16 protein-coding genes and 1 tRNA gene are annotated in these 16,363 nt (G+C 38.8%); 9 read left to right on the forward strand and 8 right to left on the reverse strand.

The annotated features are described in order from the left end of the window. Positions 1-132 precede the first annotated feature (132 nt). From HII17_RS04610 to mutY, 4 genes are all read right to left on the reverse strand, one after another. Positions 133-208, reverse strand: a tRNA-Phe gene (locus HII17_RS04610). A gap of 213 nt (positions 209-421) precedes the next feature. Further along, positions 422-712: a TMEM165/GDT1 family protein gene (locus HII17_RS04615; protein WP_169074192.1), complete on the reverse strand. Its 291-nt coding sequence runs from the start codon at positions 710-712 to the stop codon at positions 422-424. Position 713: 1 nt separating this feature from the next. Continuing rightward, entirely contained in the window at positions 714-986 is a 273-nt protein-coding gene (locus HII17_RS04620; protein WP_169074193.1) for an oxidative damage protection protein, read from the reverse strand. A gap of 70 nt (positions 987-1,056) precedes the next feature. Then, positions 1,057-2,157, reverse strand: coding sequence for an A/G-specific adenine glycosylase (gene mutY, locus HII17_RS04625; RefSeq protein WP_169074194.1), 1,101 nt, complete (start codon positions 2,155-2,157; stop codon positions 1,057-1,059). Between the two features lie 122 nt (positions 2,158-2,279). Between mutY and HII17_RS04630 the strand changes: the two genes are divergently transcribed. From HII17_RS04630 to HII17_RS04645, 4 genes are all read left to right on the forward strand, one after another. Beyond that, positions 2,280-2,615 carry a YggL family protein gene (locus tag HII17_RS04630; RefSeq protein ID WP_169074195.1) on the forward strand — a complete coding sequence of 112 codons (336 nt, stop codon included), beginning with the start codon at positions 2,280-2,282 and terminating at the stop codon, positions 2,613-2,615. A gap of 5 nt (positions 2,616-2,620) precedes the next feature. Further along, positions 2,621-3,145: a GNAT family N-acetyltransferase gene (locus HII17_RS04635; RefSeq protein ID WP_169074196.1), complete on the forward strand. Its 525-nt coding sequence runs from the start codon at positions 2,621-2,623 to the stop codon at positions 3,143-3,145. An 86-nt stretch (positions 3,146-3,231) separates the two neighbouring features. Beyond that, positions 3,232-3,957, forward strand: a complete 726-nt coding sequence (gene trmB, locus HII17_RS04640; RefSeq protein WP_169074197.1) for a tRNA (guanosine(46)-N7)-methyltransferase TrmB — start codon at positions 3,232-3,234, stop codon at positions 3,955-3,957. Between the two features lie 186 nt (positions 3,958-4,143). Continuing rightward, on the forward strand, positions 4,144-5,202 hold the full coding sequence (locus HII17_RS04645; RefSeq protein ID WP_169074198.1) for an acyltransferase family protein: 1,059 nt from the start codon (positions 4,144-4,146) through the stop codon (positions 5,200-5,202). Here the strand turns inward: HII17_RS04645 and HII17_RS04650 are convergent, their stop codons facing one another. Beyond that, a complete protein-coding gene (locus tag HII17_RS04650; protein ID WP_169074199.1) occupies positions 5,203-5,568 on the reverse strand; it encodes a hypothetical protein in 366 nt (121 codons plus the stop codon). It abuts the gene before it with no gap. Between the two features lie 153 nt (positions 5,569-5,721). On the opposite strand from HII17_RS04650, the gene HII17_RS04655 reads away from it, so the two are divergent. The 3 genes from HII17_RS04655 (at position 5,722) to HII17_RS04665 (ending at position 8,950) form a co-directional block, all read left to right on the forward strand. After that, positions 5,722-6,759: a S1C family serine protease gene (locus HII17_RS04655; protein ID WP_328824462.1), complete on the forward strand. Its 1,038-nt coding sequence runs from the start codon at positions 5,722-5,724 to the stop codon at positions 6,757-6,759. 129 nt (positions 6,760-6,888) lie between these two features. Then, positions 6,889-8,277, forward strand: coding sequence for a flavin monoamine oxidase family protein (locus tag HII17_RS04660; RefSeq protein WP_169074200.1), 1,389 nt, complete (start codon positions 6,889-6,891; stop codon positions 8,275-8,277). A gap of 52 nt (positions 8,278-8,329) precedes the next feature. After that, a complete protein-coding gene (locus HII17_RS04665) occupies positions 8,330-8,950 on the forward strand; it encodes a TetR family transcriptional regulator (protein ID WP_169074201.1) in 621 nt (206 codons plus the stop codon). A 2-nt stretch (positions 8,951-8,952) separates the two neighbouring features. Here the strand turns inward: HII17_RS04665 and HII17_RS04670 are convergent, their stop codons facing one another. From HII17_RS04670 to HII17_RS04680, 3 genes are all read right to left on the reverse strand, one after another. Next, entirely contained in the window at positions 8,953-10,200 is a 1,248-nt protein-coding gene (locus tag HII17_RS04670) for an NADH:flavin oxidoreductase/NADH oxidase family protein (protein ID WP_169074202.1), read from the reverse strand. Between the two features lie 80 nt (positions 10,201-10,280). Continuing rightward, on the reverse strand, positions 10,281-10,760 hold the full coding sequence (locus HII17_RS04675; RefSeq protein ID WP_169074203.1) for a methylated-DNA--[protein]-cysteine S-methyltransferase: 480 nt from the start codon (positions 10,758-10,760) through the stop codon (positions 10,281-10,283). Positions 10,761-10,768: 8 nt separating this feature from the next. After that, positions 10,769-12,190 carry a DNA-3-methyladenine glycosylase 2 family protein gene (locus HII17_RS04680; RefSeq protein ID WP_169074204.1) on the reverse strand — a complete coding sequence of 474 codons (1,422 nt, stop codon included), beginning with the start codon at positions 12,188-12,190 and terminating at the stop codon, positions 10,769-10,771. Positions 12,191-12,505: 315 nt separating this feature from the next. Between HII17_RS04680 and HII17_RS04685 the strand changes: the two genes are divergently transcribed. Together HII17_RS04685 and HII17_RS04690 are read left to right on the forward strand one after the other, a co-directional pair. Continuing rightward, positions 12,506-15,112 carry a TonB-dependent receptor gene (locus HII17_RS04685; RefSeq protein WP_169074205.1) on the forward strand — a complete coding sequence of 869 codons (2,607 nt, stop codon included), beginning with the start codon at positions 12,506-12,508 and terminating at the stop codon, positions 15,110-15,112. A gap of 145 nt (positions 15,113-15,257) precedes the next feature. Continuing rightward, the gene (locus HII17_RS04690; protein ID WP_169074206.1) at positions 15,258-16,295 is read left to right on the forward strand and encodes a helix-turn-helix domain-containing protein; all 1,038 of its coding nucleotides are present in this window, start codon (positions 15,258-15,260) and stop codon (positions 16,293-16,295) included. Positions 16,296-16,363: the final 68 nt, after the last annotated feature.

The raw sequence follows: 16,363 nt of genomic DNA on the forward strand, positions 1-16,363 counted from the left end.
CTGATTACAAGTCAGTTGCTCTACCAACTGAGCTAAGTCGGCACACAAAACTGTGTGCGATAAATATATTCTTAGGAATTATTTATCTTGGCACCTAGTTATCGATTATTCTTAATCCATAACTTAAAATGATGGTGCCCAGAGGCGGAATCGAACCACCGACACGGGGATTTTCAATCCCCTGCTCTACCGACTGAGCTATCTGGGCAACTTTCGGTTTTACAAAATCCTAGTAAGGGTTTTTAATCTATTTCCAAATATCTCTACCGACTGAACTATTTGGAACAGGGCCTAAAAGGGCGTGCCTTTAGGACGGGCGCTATTAAACTTCTTTTCCTAATTCAGGTCAACTACTTTTTTTAATTTCTTTATTGTTTGCTGTTTTTTTACGCGTTATTCGTTGTGTGCTTTTGATGGCGCATCAAGTGGCGCTATAAATTGTCCACAATCCAATAATGATAAAACCTAATCCGGCGATATATGCCAAGGTCTTTTCATCAATATAGCTCGATAAAAATGTGCCTGCCAATACACCTATGGCTGAAGCAACAATCAGTGCGGCAGATGCCGCAATAAATACTAGCCATTTACTTACCTCTTTATCCGAAGCAAATAACATTGTTGCTAGCTGTGTTTTATCGCCAAGTTCAGCAATAAATACTGTGACGAATATAGTAAAAAATACTCGCCAATCGAACCCTAATTCAAACATGCTATTTACTCGGTGGCACGTAACCTTCTATTTCTGGTTCTTTACCTTCAAATAAATATTCGACCATGGATTTTTCTAAAAAGGCACGATCATCAGGGTTCATCATGTTCATTTTTTTCTCATTGATCAGCATGGTTTGCTTCTTTTGCCAATTGCCCCATGCTTCTTTACTTATATTGTCGAAAATACGTTTTCCAACTTCACCTGGGTATAATTGAAAGGCTAAGCCTTCAGCGTCTTTATTTAGATTCTGACAAAATACTGTTCTGCTCATTGAGGTACTCGTAATTTAGCAAGTTAATTTTTTCCGCAATAATAACATTAATGCGCCATGGTTGACGATGTTAATCTGTCAGCGTTAGTCCATTTAGTTCGGTGAGTTCTTGTAATATTTTAACTGTTGATGCTGCAAAACCAAGTGAAGCGGGTTTAGTTAAATTTAACCATTGACGAGAGTTGAGCTCTGCAACTTTTGGTGATTGGCTATGTAACTGACATTTAATCGCAATGGGTGTTATTTCAAGATGAAAGTGGCTAAAGGTATGCCGAAAAGCTGTTAGGGAAATTGTCTCATTTGCTTTTAGGCCGAGCTCTGTCAATTGGTTGCCAATATCGGCATCGCTATCAACTTCTATAAAGCTCCATAATCCGCCCCAAATGCCTGTTGGCGGTCTTTTTTCTATTAATACCTTATTATCTTGCATAGGTACTAGCATAATGGTGTGTCTAATCGGCGTTTCTTTCTTAGGTTTTTTTTGTGGAAAACTTGCTTGTTCGCCAGTTGCATTGGCCAAACAGCTAGTTTGTACGGGACACTGCTCACATTTTGGTTTACTACGTGTGCAAATTGTTGCGCCGATATCCATCATTGCTTGATTAAAGTACTCAACATCGATAGCCGGTGTGAGAGCGGTGGTTATTGGCCAAAGCGATTTTTCGAATTTAGCTTGTGCGTTATGACCTTCGACTAAATAACATCGAGCTAAAACACGTTTAACGTTGCCATCTAATATTGGGTGATGTTGTTTTAAAGATAGGCTTAAAATAGCCCCTGCAGTAGAGCGGCCTATGCCGGGTAGGGCGATAACATCTTCAATATCTGTCGGGAACTTTCCTTGATATTCAGCGGTTATTATTTTTGCGGCTTTGTGCAAGTTTCTGGCTCGTGCGTAATAGCCTAAACCAGTCCAATGATGTAATACGTTATCTTCATCTGCTGCGGCAAGCGCATTTATGGAAGGAAAGCTTTCCATAAATTTTTGATAGTAAGGGATAACCGTTGCCACTTGAGTTTGCTGTAACATAATTTCTGAAACCCATACTCGGTAAGGGGTTTTGTTTTGCTGCCAAGGCAAATGCTTCCGTCCTTGTTTGTGATACCAAGCAAGAATATTTTCACTAAAGGTTTTAGCGGATGATTTAGAAATAGATATTTGATTAGTCATAGCGGCGACAGTGTAACCAAACTGGCTTGAAATACAATGATAACGCTATTTAATAGTTGGCATTTTGTTAAATTAACTCTATGCTTTCGCGTAATATTTAGAGTGTTTATGGATTACCTTAAATGAAAGTAGAAGCTAAAAATAGAAGCCAACGTTTACGTAAAAAACTACGTGTTGATGAATTCCAAGAATTAGGTTTTGACGTTGCGTGGCGATTAGCTGAAGACACAACATCAGAACAAATCGATAGCTTTTTAGATAAATTTTTTGATGAAGTTATCGAACCCAATGGCTTAGGCTATAGTGGAGAAGGAGATACGTTGTGGCACGGCCTAATTTGTACGCAAAAATTAGGTAAATGTACTGATGAACATCGTAACGCTGTTGATAAGTGGTTAAACGATAATGGTGCGACGGTAGTATCAGTATCGGATCTTTATGATCTTTGGTGGGCATAAACTGTTTGTTTAGCTCAAAACATATAATAGAAGAAAACCTCGCTTTGCGTCCTTTATCTATTAAAGACGCTGGGGAGGTTTTTTTATTAGTAGAAAAAAATAGAGAGCATCTTGCTCAGTATTTATATTGGGTAAATAAAGTAGTTGATGTTAATAGCACTGAACAATATATAAAGGCTCGTATTGAAAGTGAATTACCAAAAGCCACATGGTTTGCAATTGAAGTAAACAACAAACTATGCGGTATCTTCGGTGTAAAATCTGTCAGCAGTGATTTCATTGCCGAAGTAGGGTATTGGCTTTGCTCGTCAGTTCAAGGTAAAGGTGTGATGAGCCAAATTGTTAGGTATATAAACACGCAGTTGAAACAACAAAATGTAAAAGTGATTGAGTTTCGCTGTTTAGAGGAAAACAAAAGCAGTATCCGAGTTGCTCAAAATGCCGGCGCTAGCTTGGTAAAAGTTGAACCTAACGCCATGAAAATTAATCAGCAGCTACAATCATTGCTTTTCTATCATGTGACCTTGTAATTCATATACGGTTTGCTTGAGTTTGAACTGCTAAAATAAGATAATACGCCGCCGTTTTTAAATAGACAGATATAAGCTGATTCCAAATGACAGAAAGAACCCATAAAACCATTGAGCAAGCGCAGGCTGAAGGAAAGTATATTCGTACTGTTCGTAGCTTCGTTAAACGTGAAGGTCGACTGACCAAAGGTCAAGCTCATGCCATGGAAAATCATTGGCAGGATATAGGGTTAAGTCATCAAGATGGGATGATTGATGTGAATGCCGTGTTTGGCAATGACAATCCATTGGTGTTGGAAATTGGTTTTGGTATGGGTAAATCATTAGTTGAAATGGCTAACAATGCACCTGAATTGAATTATATTGGTGTTGAAGTTCATCGACCAGGTGTTGGCGCATGTATTGCAACAGCAGTTGAACAAGAAGTTAAAAACCTAAGAGTGTATGAACATGATGCTATTGAAATTTTGGCAGATTGTATCCCCGATGGTAGTCTATCGACTGTCCAGTTATTTTTTCCAGATCCTTGGCATAAGAAGAAACATCATAAACGTCGCATTGTAAAACCTGAGTTTGTTGAAACTATTCGTCAAAAATTAAAAGTTGGTGGCGTGTTCCATATGGCGACCGATTGGGAAAACTATGCAGAGTGCATGCTAGAAGATATGCAAAGTGCACCAGGCTATAAAAACTTATCCGAAAACAATGATTATGTGCCGCGTCCAGACTCTCGACCTTTGACTAAATTTGAAAATCGAGGCCAGAAACTTGGCCATGGTGTGTGGGATCTACAATTTGAAAAAGTGAATTAAACTTTTCATTAAAGTATTCAAGATTATAAGCGGCTTAATGATGTTCATTAAGTCGCTTTTTTATTTACGATAATTTTCTTTATATAGCAGTATTAGTTTTCTATCTTGCTTTGAATTCGTATGCAGGCTCTTTTCTGATCAATATAAGTTTCGTTAGAGTGGTTTAATCTTAATAAAGGATTATTTATGACCAACTCACCAAACTTTATTCAACATTTACACGCGTTTAGAGGTTTTGCCATTTTAAATGTCGTCGGGGCCCACGCTTGGTCATTCATGATTTTTTGGACTGGAGGCTTAAATGTAGATGGTTTGAAATGGTTATTCTGGTTAACTGAAACCATTTTTCATGGCTCGACATTGTACTTTGCGATTATATCAGGATTACTGTTTAGTCGAGTACTTGCTGGTCGCGACTGGTCAGCTTTTTATCAAAGCAAACTAATAAACGTTTTGCTACCTTATATCGTTACTTCTTTTGCGCTAACCGCACTGTATTGGCAGTTTTATATTCAAGATCCAGCTTTTGAAAATACAATAATTAGTTATTTCGAAGTCGTGGCTAAAAACTTAGTAATAGGTAAAGCTGATATACATTTTTGGTATATTCCTGTACTCATGGTGATGTTTCTAACCACGCCATTACTTACCTTTATCCAAAATAAATCTAACGTTTTAACGTGTTTAATTATTTTAATACCATTAGTTATTTCTCGCAGCCCATTTCCAGACTTTATTAAACCTCAGACATTTATCTATTTTATTGGCGCTTATATGCTGGGGATGGCGATAGGCGCGAATTATCAGAAAGTAGAAGAGCAAGTAGCGAAATATCAACAATGGCTAATTGTTATCGCATTAGCCACGTCTTGCGCGCTATTTTTGCTTTATGTTGGTGATTATCAGCATTCAGGATTTTATTCGATAAGGCAAACGTTAGTTTATCTCCAAAAAGTCGCTATTTGCTTGGTGGTGCTTTATTGGTTATCAAGGTTTGAACATGACTTGCCCAAATGGCTTTTAACTTTGGGGACTTATGCATTTGCTATTTTCTTTCTGCATGTTGTATTTATAGGCATAGTAATAACAAACGTTAGGGAATGGTTAGATTCATCTCGTACAGTAGAACTGGTTGCGTTATTTGGTAGTGTCAATTTTATTGCCGGGATCGGTGGTAGCATTGTACTAGCTGCTATCGTAAAACGATTTCTTGGCAAGCATTCGAAAAAGTTTGTGGGCGTATAATTAAGCTTCGCTTTCTTCAGAAAACTCAGCTAGTTTGTCTTTTTCGATATAAAATAAGTGCTGGCAATTTCGTATGTTGCCAGTACTTCTCAACCACTCTTCATCGACTATTTTCCACCTTAACGCAGCTTGCAGCGTACGTGCACTGTACTGCGTCCAGTAATATTGACTGGCCTTAATATGAATATCGGTATTTGGCGTTAGTTTATTACGAGTGGCCAATAAATTCTCCGCAACTTTATTTGCGACTTTCGGCTTTAGTTCTTGTCTAATTAATTGTTTGAAGCGATTGAATCTTTTTGCTCTATATAGTTGCCACGTCATCCAACAAAGTAACATTGCCGCCGCAATTACTACAATTTCCATTATTTCAATACAACTCTCAGCTTTGGAATTGCAGGCGATATTAACAGTATCTGAACCAAAAGTATTGTCTGCCTTTAATCGAAAGCTTGTTACTGAAATGTTATAAAAAGCTAGGTACAATCAAATCAATACTCCGCTTGATAAAGGTAAATTGTGACTAATTTTCCTCAGTTAATATTCACAGCCTTCATAGTCTTTTTCTCTGTTACCATTAGTGCGAAAAATTCGATACAAAAGGTTTACGAACAAGTTAATAACGGTGTAGTTGAATTGCACGTTAAAGCACTCGCTCAGCCAGAGCCAGGGAAAGTTAATTACCGGCCTACAACCGAAAATTCTTTAGGTTCAGGAGCGCTAATTTCCGACAAAGGTCGTATTTTAACTGCTGCACATGTTGTAGAAACTGCCACCGAAATTACGGTGATATTTAATGATGGCTCAACCACATCTGGTCATGTAGTGTGGGTAGACAACTTGATTGATTTGGCGATGATTCAAGCCTACGAAGTTCCAAAAGAGTTACAGCCATTACGTTTAGCTAACAGTGGTAACTACAATATTGGAGAGCAAGTTTTAGCGATAGGTGCACCATATGGTGTCAGTCATAGTTTATCTGTTGGCTATTTAAGTGGAGTACGAGATAGAGAGCCAATTCCTGGCTCAAATTTGATACCAAGATTTTTACAAACCGATGCTGCAATTAATCAGGGTAATTCAGGTGGCCCATTATTTAATTTACAAGGAGATATTATTGGTATTGTTAGCCATATTTTATCGAGTTCTGGTGGTAATAATGGTTTAGGCTTTGCTGTTTCTATAGATACAATTCGGCATATCATTGACTCTGACCCTGGGATATTCCTTGGCGTTAGCCCTCATTTACTTACTAAAGAACAAGCATTAGCACTGAACAATCCTTTTGGGTATGGCTTGCTAATCCAGCAAGTAGTCCCTAATTCTATTGCAGATGTTATGGGCTTAAAGGGTGGGAAATTTACGGTAACCATTGGCAGAACGCCGGTACTACTAGGCGGTGATATTTTACTGGAAGTTGCTGGTCGCCCGTTAACCAACCTTGAAGAGGCGATTAAAATTCGTCAAAGGCTTAGTGAATATGGCAAGGGTGATCGCGTTACCTTTAAATATTTACGAAATGGTAAAGTAGAACAAACTTTCTGGGAGTTTGATTAATACTAAATCTCTCCAACAAAAAAGCGCTGCTATTGCTAATTATCAATAGCAGCGGCTACATTTCTTGATGAAAAATTCTGCTATGTAATGCTAGAGCATAGGTAAATACTTATGGTTTAGGAGCATAGTGTGCAGCGTCGAAGTTTTCTAAAGTATTCAGCATTGCTAGCAATGTCTAGCCACTTTCCACTATGGGCTAATAGTGAAAAATATGATGTCATCATTATTGGTAGTGGCCTTGCCGGGCTTAATGCTGCAAGACAATGCCAAGCGTTAGGGCTGAGTTATCTTGTGTTAGAGGCTAGCGACCGAATTGGCGGTCGCATTAAATCACTAACTAATGTTGCCGGATTACCTGAATTAGGTGGCATGCAAATAGGTAAAGGTTATGGCTTAACTCGTCACTTAATTAATCAGTTTAATTTACCACTAGCACCACCTACGCAATTTGCTAGAGGCCAAGCCATGTCGATTAATGGCAAGTTACTAGATGCTAAAGCTTGGGCTGAACACGATATCAATCCGTTAACCGCCCCTTTAAATAAATTACATCCAGCTGCGCTACTTAGCCATTACCTTAAAAAGTCGCCAGTATTTGAAGCTGTAGACTGGCTTGCCGATAATCAAATGAAACTAGATATATCTCTAGAAAAACATCTGCTTTCATTAGGGGCTAGCAAAGATGAACTGGCATTAATTGAAAATAGTTTTAATGGCATTAGCTTAAAACATCACTCGGCGTTAGATGCGTTAAAGGGATTAAATGCCAGGAAAAATCTAGGCCGGGGTTTTGATATGGTTGTAGGAGGTAATCAACAATTACCTGAAGCAATTGCAGCCTCGCTTACAAGGCCTGTTCAACTGCAACAAGTAGTAACGGTAATTTCTGGCAATAAAGACAACTATCAAGTGAGTTGCAGCAGCGGCGAACAATTCAAGGCGAAACAATTGATCATTACTGCACCATTTGCCGCATTAAAGCATATAGATTTATCAATTAGCTTATCGGAAGAAAAGCGATATGCTATTAACCAGTTATCTTATACCCCGATCACACAAGCAATATTCAAAGTAAACAGTGCTTTTTGGCTAAATGATAACCTTCCTGCTGGGCTATGGAGTGATACGTTAATTGAACGGATATTTGCGTTGAAAAATAAAGCAGGAAATGTATCAACATTGATGTGTTGGATAAACGGCACTAATGCTCTGGCATTAGATCGGCTAACTAGAGTAGAACAACATAAACTACTAGTTCAACAGTTAGCGAAAGTGCGGCCGAGTACTAAAGGCAATGTTGAATTGCTGCATGTCGAATCATGGGCTAACAATCCGTATCAAGGTGGTGCCTACGCCCACTATCAAGCCGGAACGGTGCACAAAATTGCTCCATATGTTGCTGAAAGTGAAGCGGGAGTTCATTTTGCTGGTGAACATACTCAACCATTGTTACCCGGAATTGAAGCGGCTTTAGTTTCGGGGATGCAGGCTGCTGACAATGTTACGCAATTGCTTTAGTTTGCCTATAGTTTAGTGGTAGCATTAGGCAAAATTTTTATCGCTTTTAGTAATGACACATATTAAGCAGCGTGCCGTCGGCGCTAAGCAAAAACAACAACGTATTGCCCAAATCCTTCAAGCTGCTCAAAGCCGGTTTGCGAACGAAGATTTTAACGATATTCGTCTTGTCGATATTGCTGCAGATGTTGGTATTACTAAAGCGGCTCTTTATCGTTATTTCCGCAATAAAGAATTGTTGTTCCTTTCTTTATACCAACAACAAATTGATGTCTTGGTAAGTAATTCAGAGCCTTTATTAGCTGAGTTTTCACTGACTAAAGGGCTGACAAAAGCTATTCTTTCTGTTCCTTTATATAGTAAGTTAACCAGTATATTGCCGACGATTTTGGAACGAAACCTAACAGTAGAAGAGGCGATTGAGTTTAAACGCACTTTAGCGAGCAAAATGTCAGTGCTGGTTGCTAAAATAGCGCCATATTTATCGCTTCCTTCTGAACAGGTCATTCAGAAGTTTTTGATGTTACACCATTGTATTATTGGTGCGTGGCCAAATTGTTACCCAAGTGATGTTGTTGCAGCAGCGCAGCAACAAGAACCTTCTATTGCTATGTTTGCACAAAATTATGAGCAAATGCTAGCAAGCCATATTGAGCTTATTTTTAATCAATAGTTTTAATTAGCTTTTATTAATTCTTGTTGATACTGCTTTCTATAACGTTTAGTTAATTTAGCTTTATTAAATTGATCTTTAACCAAGCAGCACACAGGTGAAGGGGAAGTTGTAGCTGGTTTGCCATTGCCTATTCTTTTCAATTGCTGTTTAACAACAGCCATCGTCGCTAATCCGCTGAGGGTTTTATCTTTCCAATTAACCGTTGGTATATTACCCACTAAATTAGGTTGTTTTTGCCATTGATTTGGTAAGTCAGGTGTCATGGCAAGCGCAGTAGCCATGCCAACCAGTTGTACTTGTTTTTCTAAAGCTTGTTCTGCTATTGCCAAACGTTTGATTCCGCCAGTAACCATAATTGGCATCGTTGCACTATTTGCAATTTCTTGAGCAAATTCTAAAAAATACGCTTCGCGAGCGAGTGTTCTTTCATCAGCAGTTCTACCTTGCATAGCAGGTGCTTCATAGCTGCCACCAGATATTTCAATAAAATCTAAGTTGAATCCACCTAATAGCTCGACAACTTTTTTAGCGTCAGCAACATCAAAACCACCTCGCATAAAGTCGGCTGAATTAAGTTTTACAGACACGATAAAATGGTCACTAACGTTAGACTTTATCAACTTGACTATTTCTATAAGTAAACGCGCGCGATTTTCGATTGACCCACCCCAGTTGTCATTACGTTTATTGGTTAGTGGCGATAAAAACTGCGAGAGAAGGTAGCCATGAGCAGCATGAATTTCTATGCCATCAAACCCTGCATCTTGAGCTTTTTGCGCGGTTACCGCAAAGCGAGTGATCACATCTTGAATTTCGGCCTCTGTCATTGGTGTCGGCTTAGCAAACATATGGCTGTGTTTACCCATATCAAGTGCAACATCTGATGGAGACAGTACTTTGCCACCCATGTTCTTAAACACTTGGCGGCCTGGGTGGTTAATTTGCATCACCACTTTTGTATTATTGTGTTTAGCAGCACTAGCCCAGCTACGAAATGACGTGAGGTCAGTTTCTGCCTCCAAAGCTACACCACCGGGCCCTGTCATTGCCATATGGTCGACCATGACATTACCTGTAATAATTAGCCCTACGCCACCTTGAGCCCAAGTATGATAGAGGCGCATAAGTTCAGTACTAGGTAACTGGTTATCAGTCGCCATATTTTCTTCCATCGCAGCTTTTACTAAGCGATTTTTTACGGTGACACTACTGGCTAATGTTAATGGTGAAAAAACAGGTGATGACATAATCTAATTTAAGCAATTATTTTGCTGTCATAATAACGAGAAAATAAGTAAACAGCAGCGTTTTTTATAATCTAAAGCCATTAAGGCTTAAAGTCTGCTTGTTCATGCATTAATAGTTTAGCTTTTAACGCAAGGCCACCGGCATATCCGGTAAGTTTCTTATTCGCACCTATGACTCTGTGACAGGGAATGATAAGTGCTATTGGATTGGCGCCGTTAGCTGTTCCCACAGCTCTTACTGCTTTTTCATTTTTAATCTTTTTTGCCAGCCAGCCATAACTAACGGTTTGACCTTGTGGTATCTCTGTTAGCGCTTGCCACACCTGTTTTTGAAAAGCCGTGCCTGTTGGGGCTAACTTTAAATTAAACGTATTCCGTGCGCCGGCGAAGTATTCATCAAGTTGCGCGATTACATCAGAAAAAGCATCGTTGTTTTCTCTAGAATTATCGCTAACAGTAATTGGTGCAGCACCTTGTTGGAACGCTAATGCCGTTAATCCCTGTTCGTTGGCGGTAATGGCAATTTCACCAAAAGGAGATTGATAAAAAATGTGGTACATATTGATTCCTAATCTTTAAGTGACAGCCATAAATAAAGTGTCGCGTACGCACGCCATGGCTGCCATTGTTCTGCAAGCGCAATAATGTTCTTAGTTGAGAGTTTTTTCTGTGGTGGACTTAATGCTTTTATTACTCCTAAATCACTAGCTGGAAATGCGTTTGGATCGCTTAAACCTCGCATTGCAATGTAATTGACTGTCCAAGGGCCAATGCCTTTTAATTGGGTTAATTGTTTTTCTAATTGTTCTAAATCGTGATATTTATCTAATAAATCAGGATTTAATAGATAAAACTTAATCCAACGTTTTAGGGTGTCAATTCTAGATTGTGTTAAACCTATTCCTTCAAAATCTGCATCTTTTAGCTGGCAGGCATTAGGAAAGCATTGACTTAGTACTGAATGTTCAATTGATAAGCCTGAACCATATTTGTCTGCTATTCTTCCGGCAAGCGTCGTTGCCGCTTTAACCGATACTTGCTGACCTAATATTGCTCTAATTGAAAATTCAAATATATCCCAACATCCAGGTAAGCGTATACCAGGGTAGTGTTCAATCTGTTTAGCCAACAAAGGATCTTCCGAAAGGTGTTGGTGAATCAATGTCATGTCCGCATCTAAGTCGAATATTTTCCTCACCTTTTTAATCACTTTATCAAGTACACTTAAATCATTTATCGCTACTTTTAACTTCAACGCATACTTTTGAGGAACTTTAGTGACTTCTATATAGCCACACGCATTATCAATAGTTATCGCTCTTTGGTAGCTGTCATCAGAGACTAATTCTATACCTGGAAGCTGCCTTAATTTAAAAAATGCTAGCATGCCTTGCCAATCAAATGGCGGTCGATAATTTAAGAGAATCGAAATTTCACTGGTCGCAAGTTTTTGGCTTAGTCGACTACGAATTTGGCTTGGTGTTTCATGGTAAGTAGCCTTAACTGTTTCGTTGAAGCGCCTAATGCTGCTATAGCCAGAATTAAAACAGACATCTGCTATTGGAATGTTTGTACCTGTAAGTAGTTGTCTTGCCTTTAGCAACCTTTGATGATTCAAATATTGATTTGGCGACAAGCTTAAACTTTGTTGAAAAAGTCGGCGAATATGCCTTTCTGACATTTCAAATTGTTCAGATAGCTCCGCGACTGTTAACCCATCACTTACCAATGCATCGATGAGCTTTTCAATGCTAGGAGGTAACGATTGCTTCGGGGCCAGTTCGGGCAGACAGCGCTTACATGGCTGATATCCCGCATTTTGAGCTTGTTCTGCTGTATGGTAATAACGAACATTTTCTTCTTTAGGAGCTCTTGCTGGACAGATGGGGCGGCAGAATATGCCAGTTGTTAAGACCGCAGTATAGAATTTACCATCGAAACGAGCATCTTTACTTAACCTTGCGTGTTGACAAGTATTTGGATCTAACATCAAACTTTCCTGAAGAATTTTGCCATAAGTCTAACAAATTTTTTAATGATAACTGGCGAATTTCGGACATGGATAAAAACTTGCTGAATTGTGATGTTAATGGCAATAAGCCTTGTAAATAAGCAGCTTTTTAGAAATCACTCAGGTTATTTTAATGTTTCGTCAGGGTTTTTTAACAATCCGCAAGCATTAAAAATGGCTGATTCATAATATCAATAAAACTAAAAATAAAAGATCACTATGGAAGGTGGCAAAAATAAAAAGGATAGAAAACCGACAGGTTTATACATCAGGTTTATTTAACGGGGGAAAACTATGACTGACCTAGCTCAGCATCAACAGCAGAATTATTCACGCCGGTATAACACTATAACTAAAGCAATTATCTCGGCGCTTGCTTTCACACCACTTTGGCTTTCTGCACAAGAGAATACAGAACAAAAGGAAGCTGAAATTGAAGTGGTTACGGTAACGGCTCAAAAACGAGTTCAAAACATAATGAAAGTGCCGGTTACAGTGCAAAGTGTTAGTGCTGATACCATTGAAGAAAGTAGCTCAATTTTATTAAGCGATGTCGATAAATTTATCCCAGGTTTTGAGTTTACTGATAGTAATATGACACAGGCTGGTATCACAATGCGTGGTATCTCAAGTCCAAATATTAGTGTTGGTGGCGATCCTTCTTCTGCGGCGTTTTATGACGACGTATATATGCCAAGAGCTGCGCAAAACGTAATTTTTTCCGATATGGCGCGTGTCGAGGTATTAAAAGGCCCACAAGGTACCTTGTTCGGTCGAAATGCTGCAATGGGTGTAGTAAATATGGTGCCTAATTCACCCATGCCAGATTTTGAGGGCTTTATTAAAGCCTCGGTTGGTACAGATAGTCTTCAGCGTTACGAAGGTATGTTGAATGTGCCGATCGCGGACAATTTTTATATGCGAGCAAACCTGCTTTCAAACTCACAAGATGGTGTGGTAGATAACATCGCAGAACGCAGCTGGACTGACGAAGAAAAGTTATGGGATCTTGGTGAGCGCGGTCACGATGCGGCACGAGTATCATTTCTATGGGATATATCGTCTGCTACTCAATTTCAAATTGCGTATGACTGGGATGATTTAGAACAAGGCCCTCCAATGGCAATTGGCTTTAGTGAATATGCATACAATGGCGGAAAAGACCCATTTGCGTCTAAAGCTGAGGATGATGTTCGAAATGGGGTAGAAAAACGTGATATGTATGGCGTTACTGCCAAGTTAACTCATGAGTTTGATGATAACTGGTCAATGAAGTTTGTTGCTTCATACCGAGATTGGGAAACGGTAAATCGCCAAGATGAAGACGGTACTTCAGACATTACCCGTTATTTTGATACGTCAAACAATGAAGATTCAGACATTATTTATACCGAGTTACAGCTTAACTATGTGAGCGATGAAATTAATGCAGTGGCTGGTTTTTCTTATTCAAAAGAAGATGTTAGTCAAACAACTGAACTTAATATAACTTCGGACACCGCGGCGCGATTGATCACTGGTGAATTAAATAGCTTTATTAAAGGTGGTGTTGCAGAGCAGGTTGCAGCAATGATTGGTGGCAATACTGATGCCCATGCTGAAGCTGCATTTGGTCCAGATGTAACATTTGCTGGTGCAGTAGATACTTTCTTTGCGGTAAGTGGTTTCCCGATGGATCATATGTGGAATGCTGACGAGTGGGCAGGAGCGTTAAACGCGCTAGGTTTTGCAGACGGTATTATGGCAGCTATTGGTATGCCAGGGGTGCCATTAACTGCAGATATTGTTAATGCAACAGGCGATATTACCTATGATGTTGTAGCCGGACAACTAGGCCTTGCTGAGGTTATGGGACCTGGTTATGGCGGTCAATGGTGGCAAGAGAGTGTTAATAATACCGGTGATTTTACCAACTGGGGTGTTTTCGCAGACGTTGATTATAAAATCGATGAAAAGTGGAGCGTAATTGCTGGCCTTCGCTATTCAAAAGACGAAAAAGATTTTACATGGTTAATTCCTAAAAATACCTTTGCTCAGATTAGACCTGGCGTAAACAATTTATTGTTCAAAGAAGTGAATATGTCTGCTTCCGATGATTGGGATAAAGTGACGGGTCGTTTAGTAGCCAGTTATCAAATAGACGATGACCATATGTTATTTGGCTCATATTCTACGGGTTATAAGTCTGGTGGATTTGACTCATTAACACCAAGTAATGAAGCCTTTGAACCTGAAGATACAACAAATTTTGAGTTTGGTTATAAAGGTATTTTATGGGGTGAAGTAGTTGCTAATGTAAGTGCTTACTACCTTGAGTTGGACAATCTACAGCGCTCAATTGACTCTAAAGCGCCAGGCTCACCGCAGGCAGTACCAACTATTATTAATGAAGACCGTGAAATCACCGGGTTGGAATTTGATGTTCGTTGGTTTGCTACTGAAAGTCTAACGTTAGGCGTGGTGTCTGAAATTCGTAGTACAGATAATATTTCACCAGACTTTTATAATGGTGAAGGTGATCTTGTAGAAGCTACAACAACCGATTCAGATGCAGATCTAAATTACACCTTAACATTAGACTGGGCACCTGACTTCGATTTTGGTGTTGTTAACTTCCATATCGATTATGTTTATTTGGAAAATACTCGAGACAATGAACCAGGCTTAGAAGAATATAAAAAGCAGGTTAAAGCCTATTTTAGAGATACTTCGCTATTAAATGCTCGCTTGTCTTGGGCAAATAATGATGAAAGTATTGAAGTTGGCTTATGGGGTAAAAACCTATTTGATGAACGTTATGTTGAAGGGATAGGTGGATTGACAGCTGATGTATTAGGTACGCCTGTTGGTCGTATAAATCGAGGTTTAGAAACAGGTATAGATTTTAAGTACACCTTCTAAATTGAGTTGTTCATTTAAATTTAAAGCCCAGCAATTTGCTGGGCTTTAATTTATTTTCAGTGACAATTTTTAAGTTTTCATTTTCAATAATTGTGTTTAGTATGATCTAACTATCCGCAGCATAAGACAAAAATAACGATACTGTATGCTAAGTTTGTTCTTTTCTCATTTTGCTTTTGCACAAATATTTATATGTGTGCTTTTATTGGTAAAGCATTGTCGTCACAATCAGTCAATTCAATTGTTTATTCTATTGATGGTTTCTGGCGCGGGTTATATTCTTGGCGGCTTATATACTTATGAGCCTGCTCCTCTTTTTTATATAGGTTTTATTGCAGGTAATGCCTTACCGGGGGTGTTCTGGTTAACGGCACTTAGTGTATTTGCTGACAAAACGCATATTAAAACTTGGCAATATTGGCTTGCTGCATCAACATTGATTCTCCCTCTAGCGTCTAAAGGTATTCAGCTTACTTTTGGTTTTGAACTACGTGAATTTGTTTCGGCTGCGCTTATCTATTTCTATTTACAGCTGACGTTGGAGTTGTCGTTAATATTTCATGCACTTTACGTTTCGCTACTAAGCTGGCGTAGTGATTTAGTACAAGAACGTCGTTATATTCGTGGCGGTGTAATATCAGTATCAGCGGTTTATATTGTTTTAATTATTATCGTAGAACAGTTATTAGATGTGCAATGGACGGGTCTTGATGTGATCAAAAGCGCCATGTTGGCGGGACTTATAACTGCGATAAATTACTTCTTGTTTGACAGTAAATTATCAGTACTTTTTGTCACTAAAACAGAGGTTAAACAACCAAAAGCTGAAGTCGCAATGCCACCAAAAGAGTTAGGACGAATTATCTCAGCGATGGAGCAAGATAAACTCTATCAACAGGAAGGGATCACAATTTCCAGTTTTGCAAAGCACCTAGCTATACATGAATACAAGTTAAGGCATTTAATTAATGGTGAAATGAATTACCGAAACTTCAATGATTTTTTAAACTATTACCGTATTAAAGAAGTGACTGAAAAATTAATTAAGCCAGAATTCATTCAAACTCCGGTCTTAACTCTTGCCTTAGAAAGCGGCTTTCGAAGTTTAAGTTCTTTTAACAAAGCGTTCAAAGGAACCCATGGCATTACGCCAACAGAATATCGTAAAAAGCATAATGGCTAAAAACAACGATTAAATATGGTAAAAAGCTTGCTGAACACTACTAATACTGAGTTATTTTAGAATTCGTC

Source organism: Thalassotalea algicola (assembly GCF_012932965.1).
Taxonomy (GTDB): domain Bacteria; phylum Pseudomonadota; class Gammaproteobacteria; order Enterobacterales; family Alteromonadaceae; genus Thalassotalea_F; species Thalassotalea_F algicola.

Bases quoted from the DNA above. Each gene is read 5' to 3' on its own strand.
- HII17_RS04615 (WP_169074192.1), bottom strand. From the start codon at position 712: ATGTTTGAATTAGGGTTCGATTGGCGAGTATTTTTTACTATATTCGTC.
- HII17_RS04620 (WP_169074193.1), bottom strand. From the start codon at position 986: ATGAGCAGAACAGTATTTTGTCAGAATCTAAATAAAGACGCTGAAGGC.
- mutY (WP_169074194.1), bottom strand. From the start codon at position 2,157: ATGACTAATCAAATATCTATTTCTAAATCATCCGCTAAAACCTTTAGT.
- HII17_RS04630 (WP_169074195.1), top strand. From the start codon at position 2,280: ATGAAAGTAGAAGCTAAAAATAGAAGCCAACGTTTACGTAAAAAACTA.
- trmB (WP_169074197.1), top strand. From the start codon at position 3,232: ATGACAGAAAGAACCCATAAAACCATTGAGCAAGCGCAGGCTGAAGGA.
- HII17_RS04645 (WP_169074198.1), top strand. From the start codon at position 4,144: ATGACCAACTCACCAAACTTTATTCAACATTTACACGCGTTTAGAGGT.
- HII17_RS04650 (WP_169074199.1), bottom strand. From the start codon at position 5,568: ATGGAAATTGTAGTAATTGCGGCGGCAATGTTACTTTGTTGGATGACG.
- HII17_RS04665 (WP_169074201.1), top strand. From the start codon at position 8,330: ATGACACATATTAAGCAGCGTGCCGTCGGCGCTAAGCAAAAACAACAA.
- HII17_RS04670 (WP_169074202.1), bottom strand. From the start codon at position 10,200: ATGTCATCACCTGTTTTTTCACCATTAACATTAGCCAGTAGTGTCACC.
- HII17_RS04675 (WP_169074203.1), bottom strand. From the start codon at position 10,760: ATGTACCACATTTTTTATCAATCTCCTTTTGGTGAAATTGCCATTACC.
- HII17_RS04680 (WP_169074204.1), bottom strand. From the start codon at position 12,190: ATGTTAGATCCAAATACTTGTCAACACGCAAGGTTAAGTAAAGATGCT.
- HII17_RS04685 (WP_169074205.1), top strand. From the start codon at position 12,506: ATGACTGACCTAGCTCAGCATCAACAGCAGAATTATTCACGCCGGTAT.
- HII17_RS04690 (WP_169074206.1), top strand. From the start codon at position 15,258: ATGCTAAGTTTGTTCTTTTCTCATTTTGCTTTTGCACAAATATTTATA.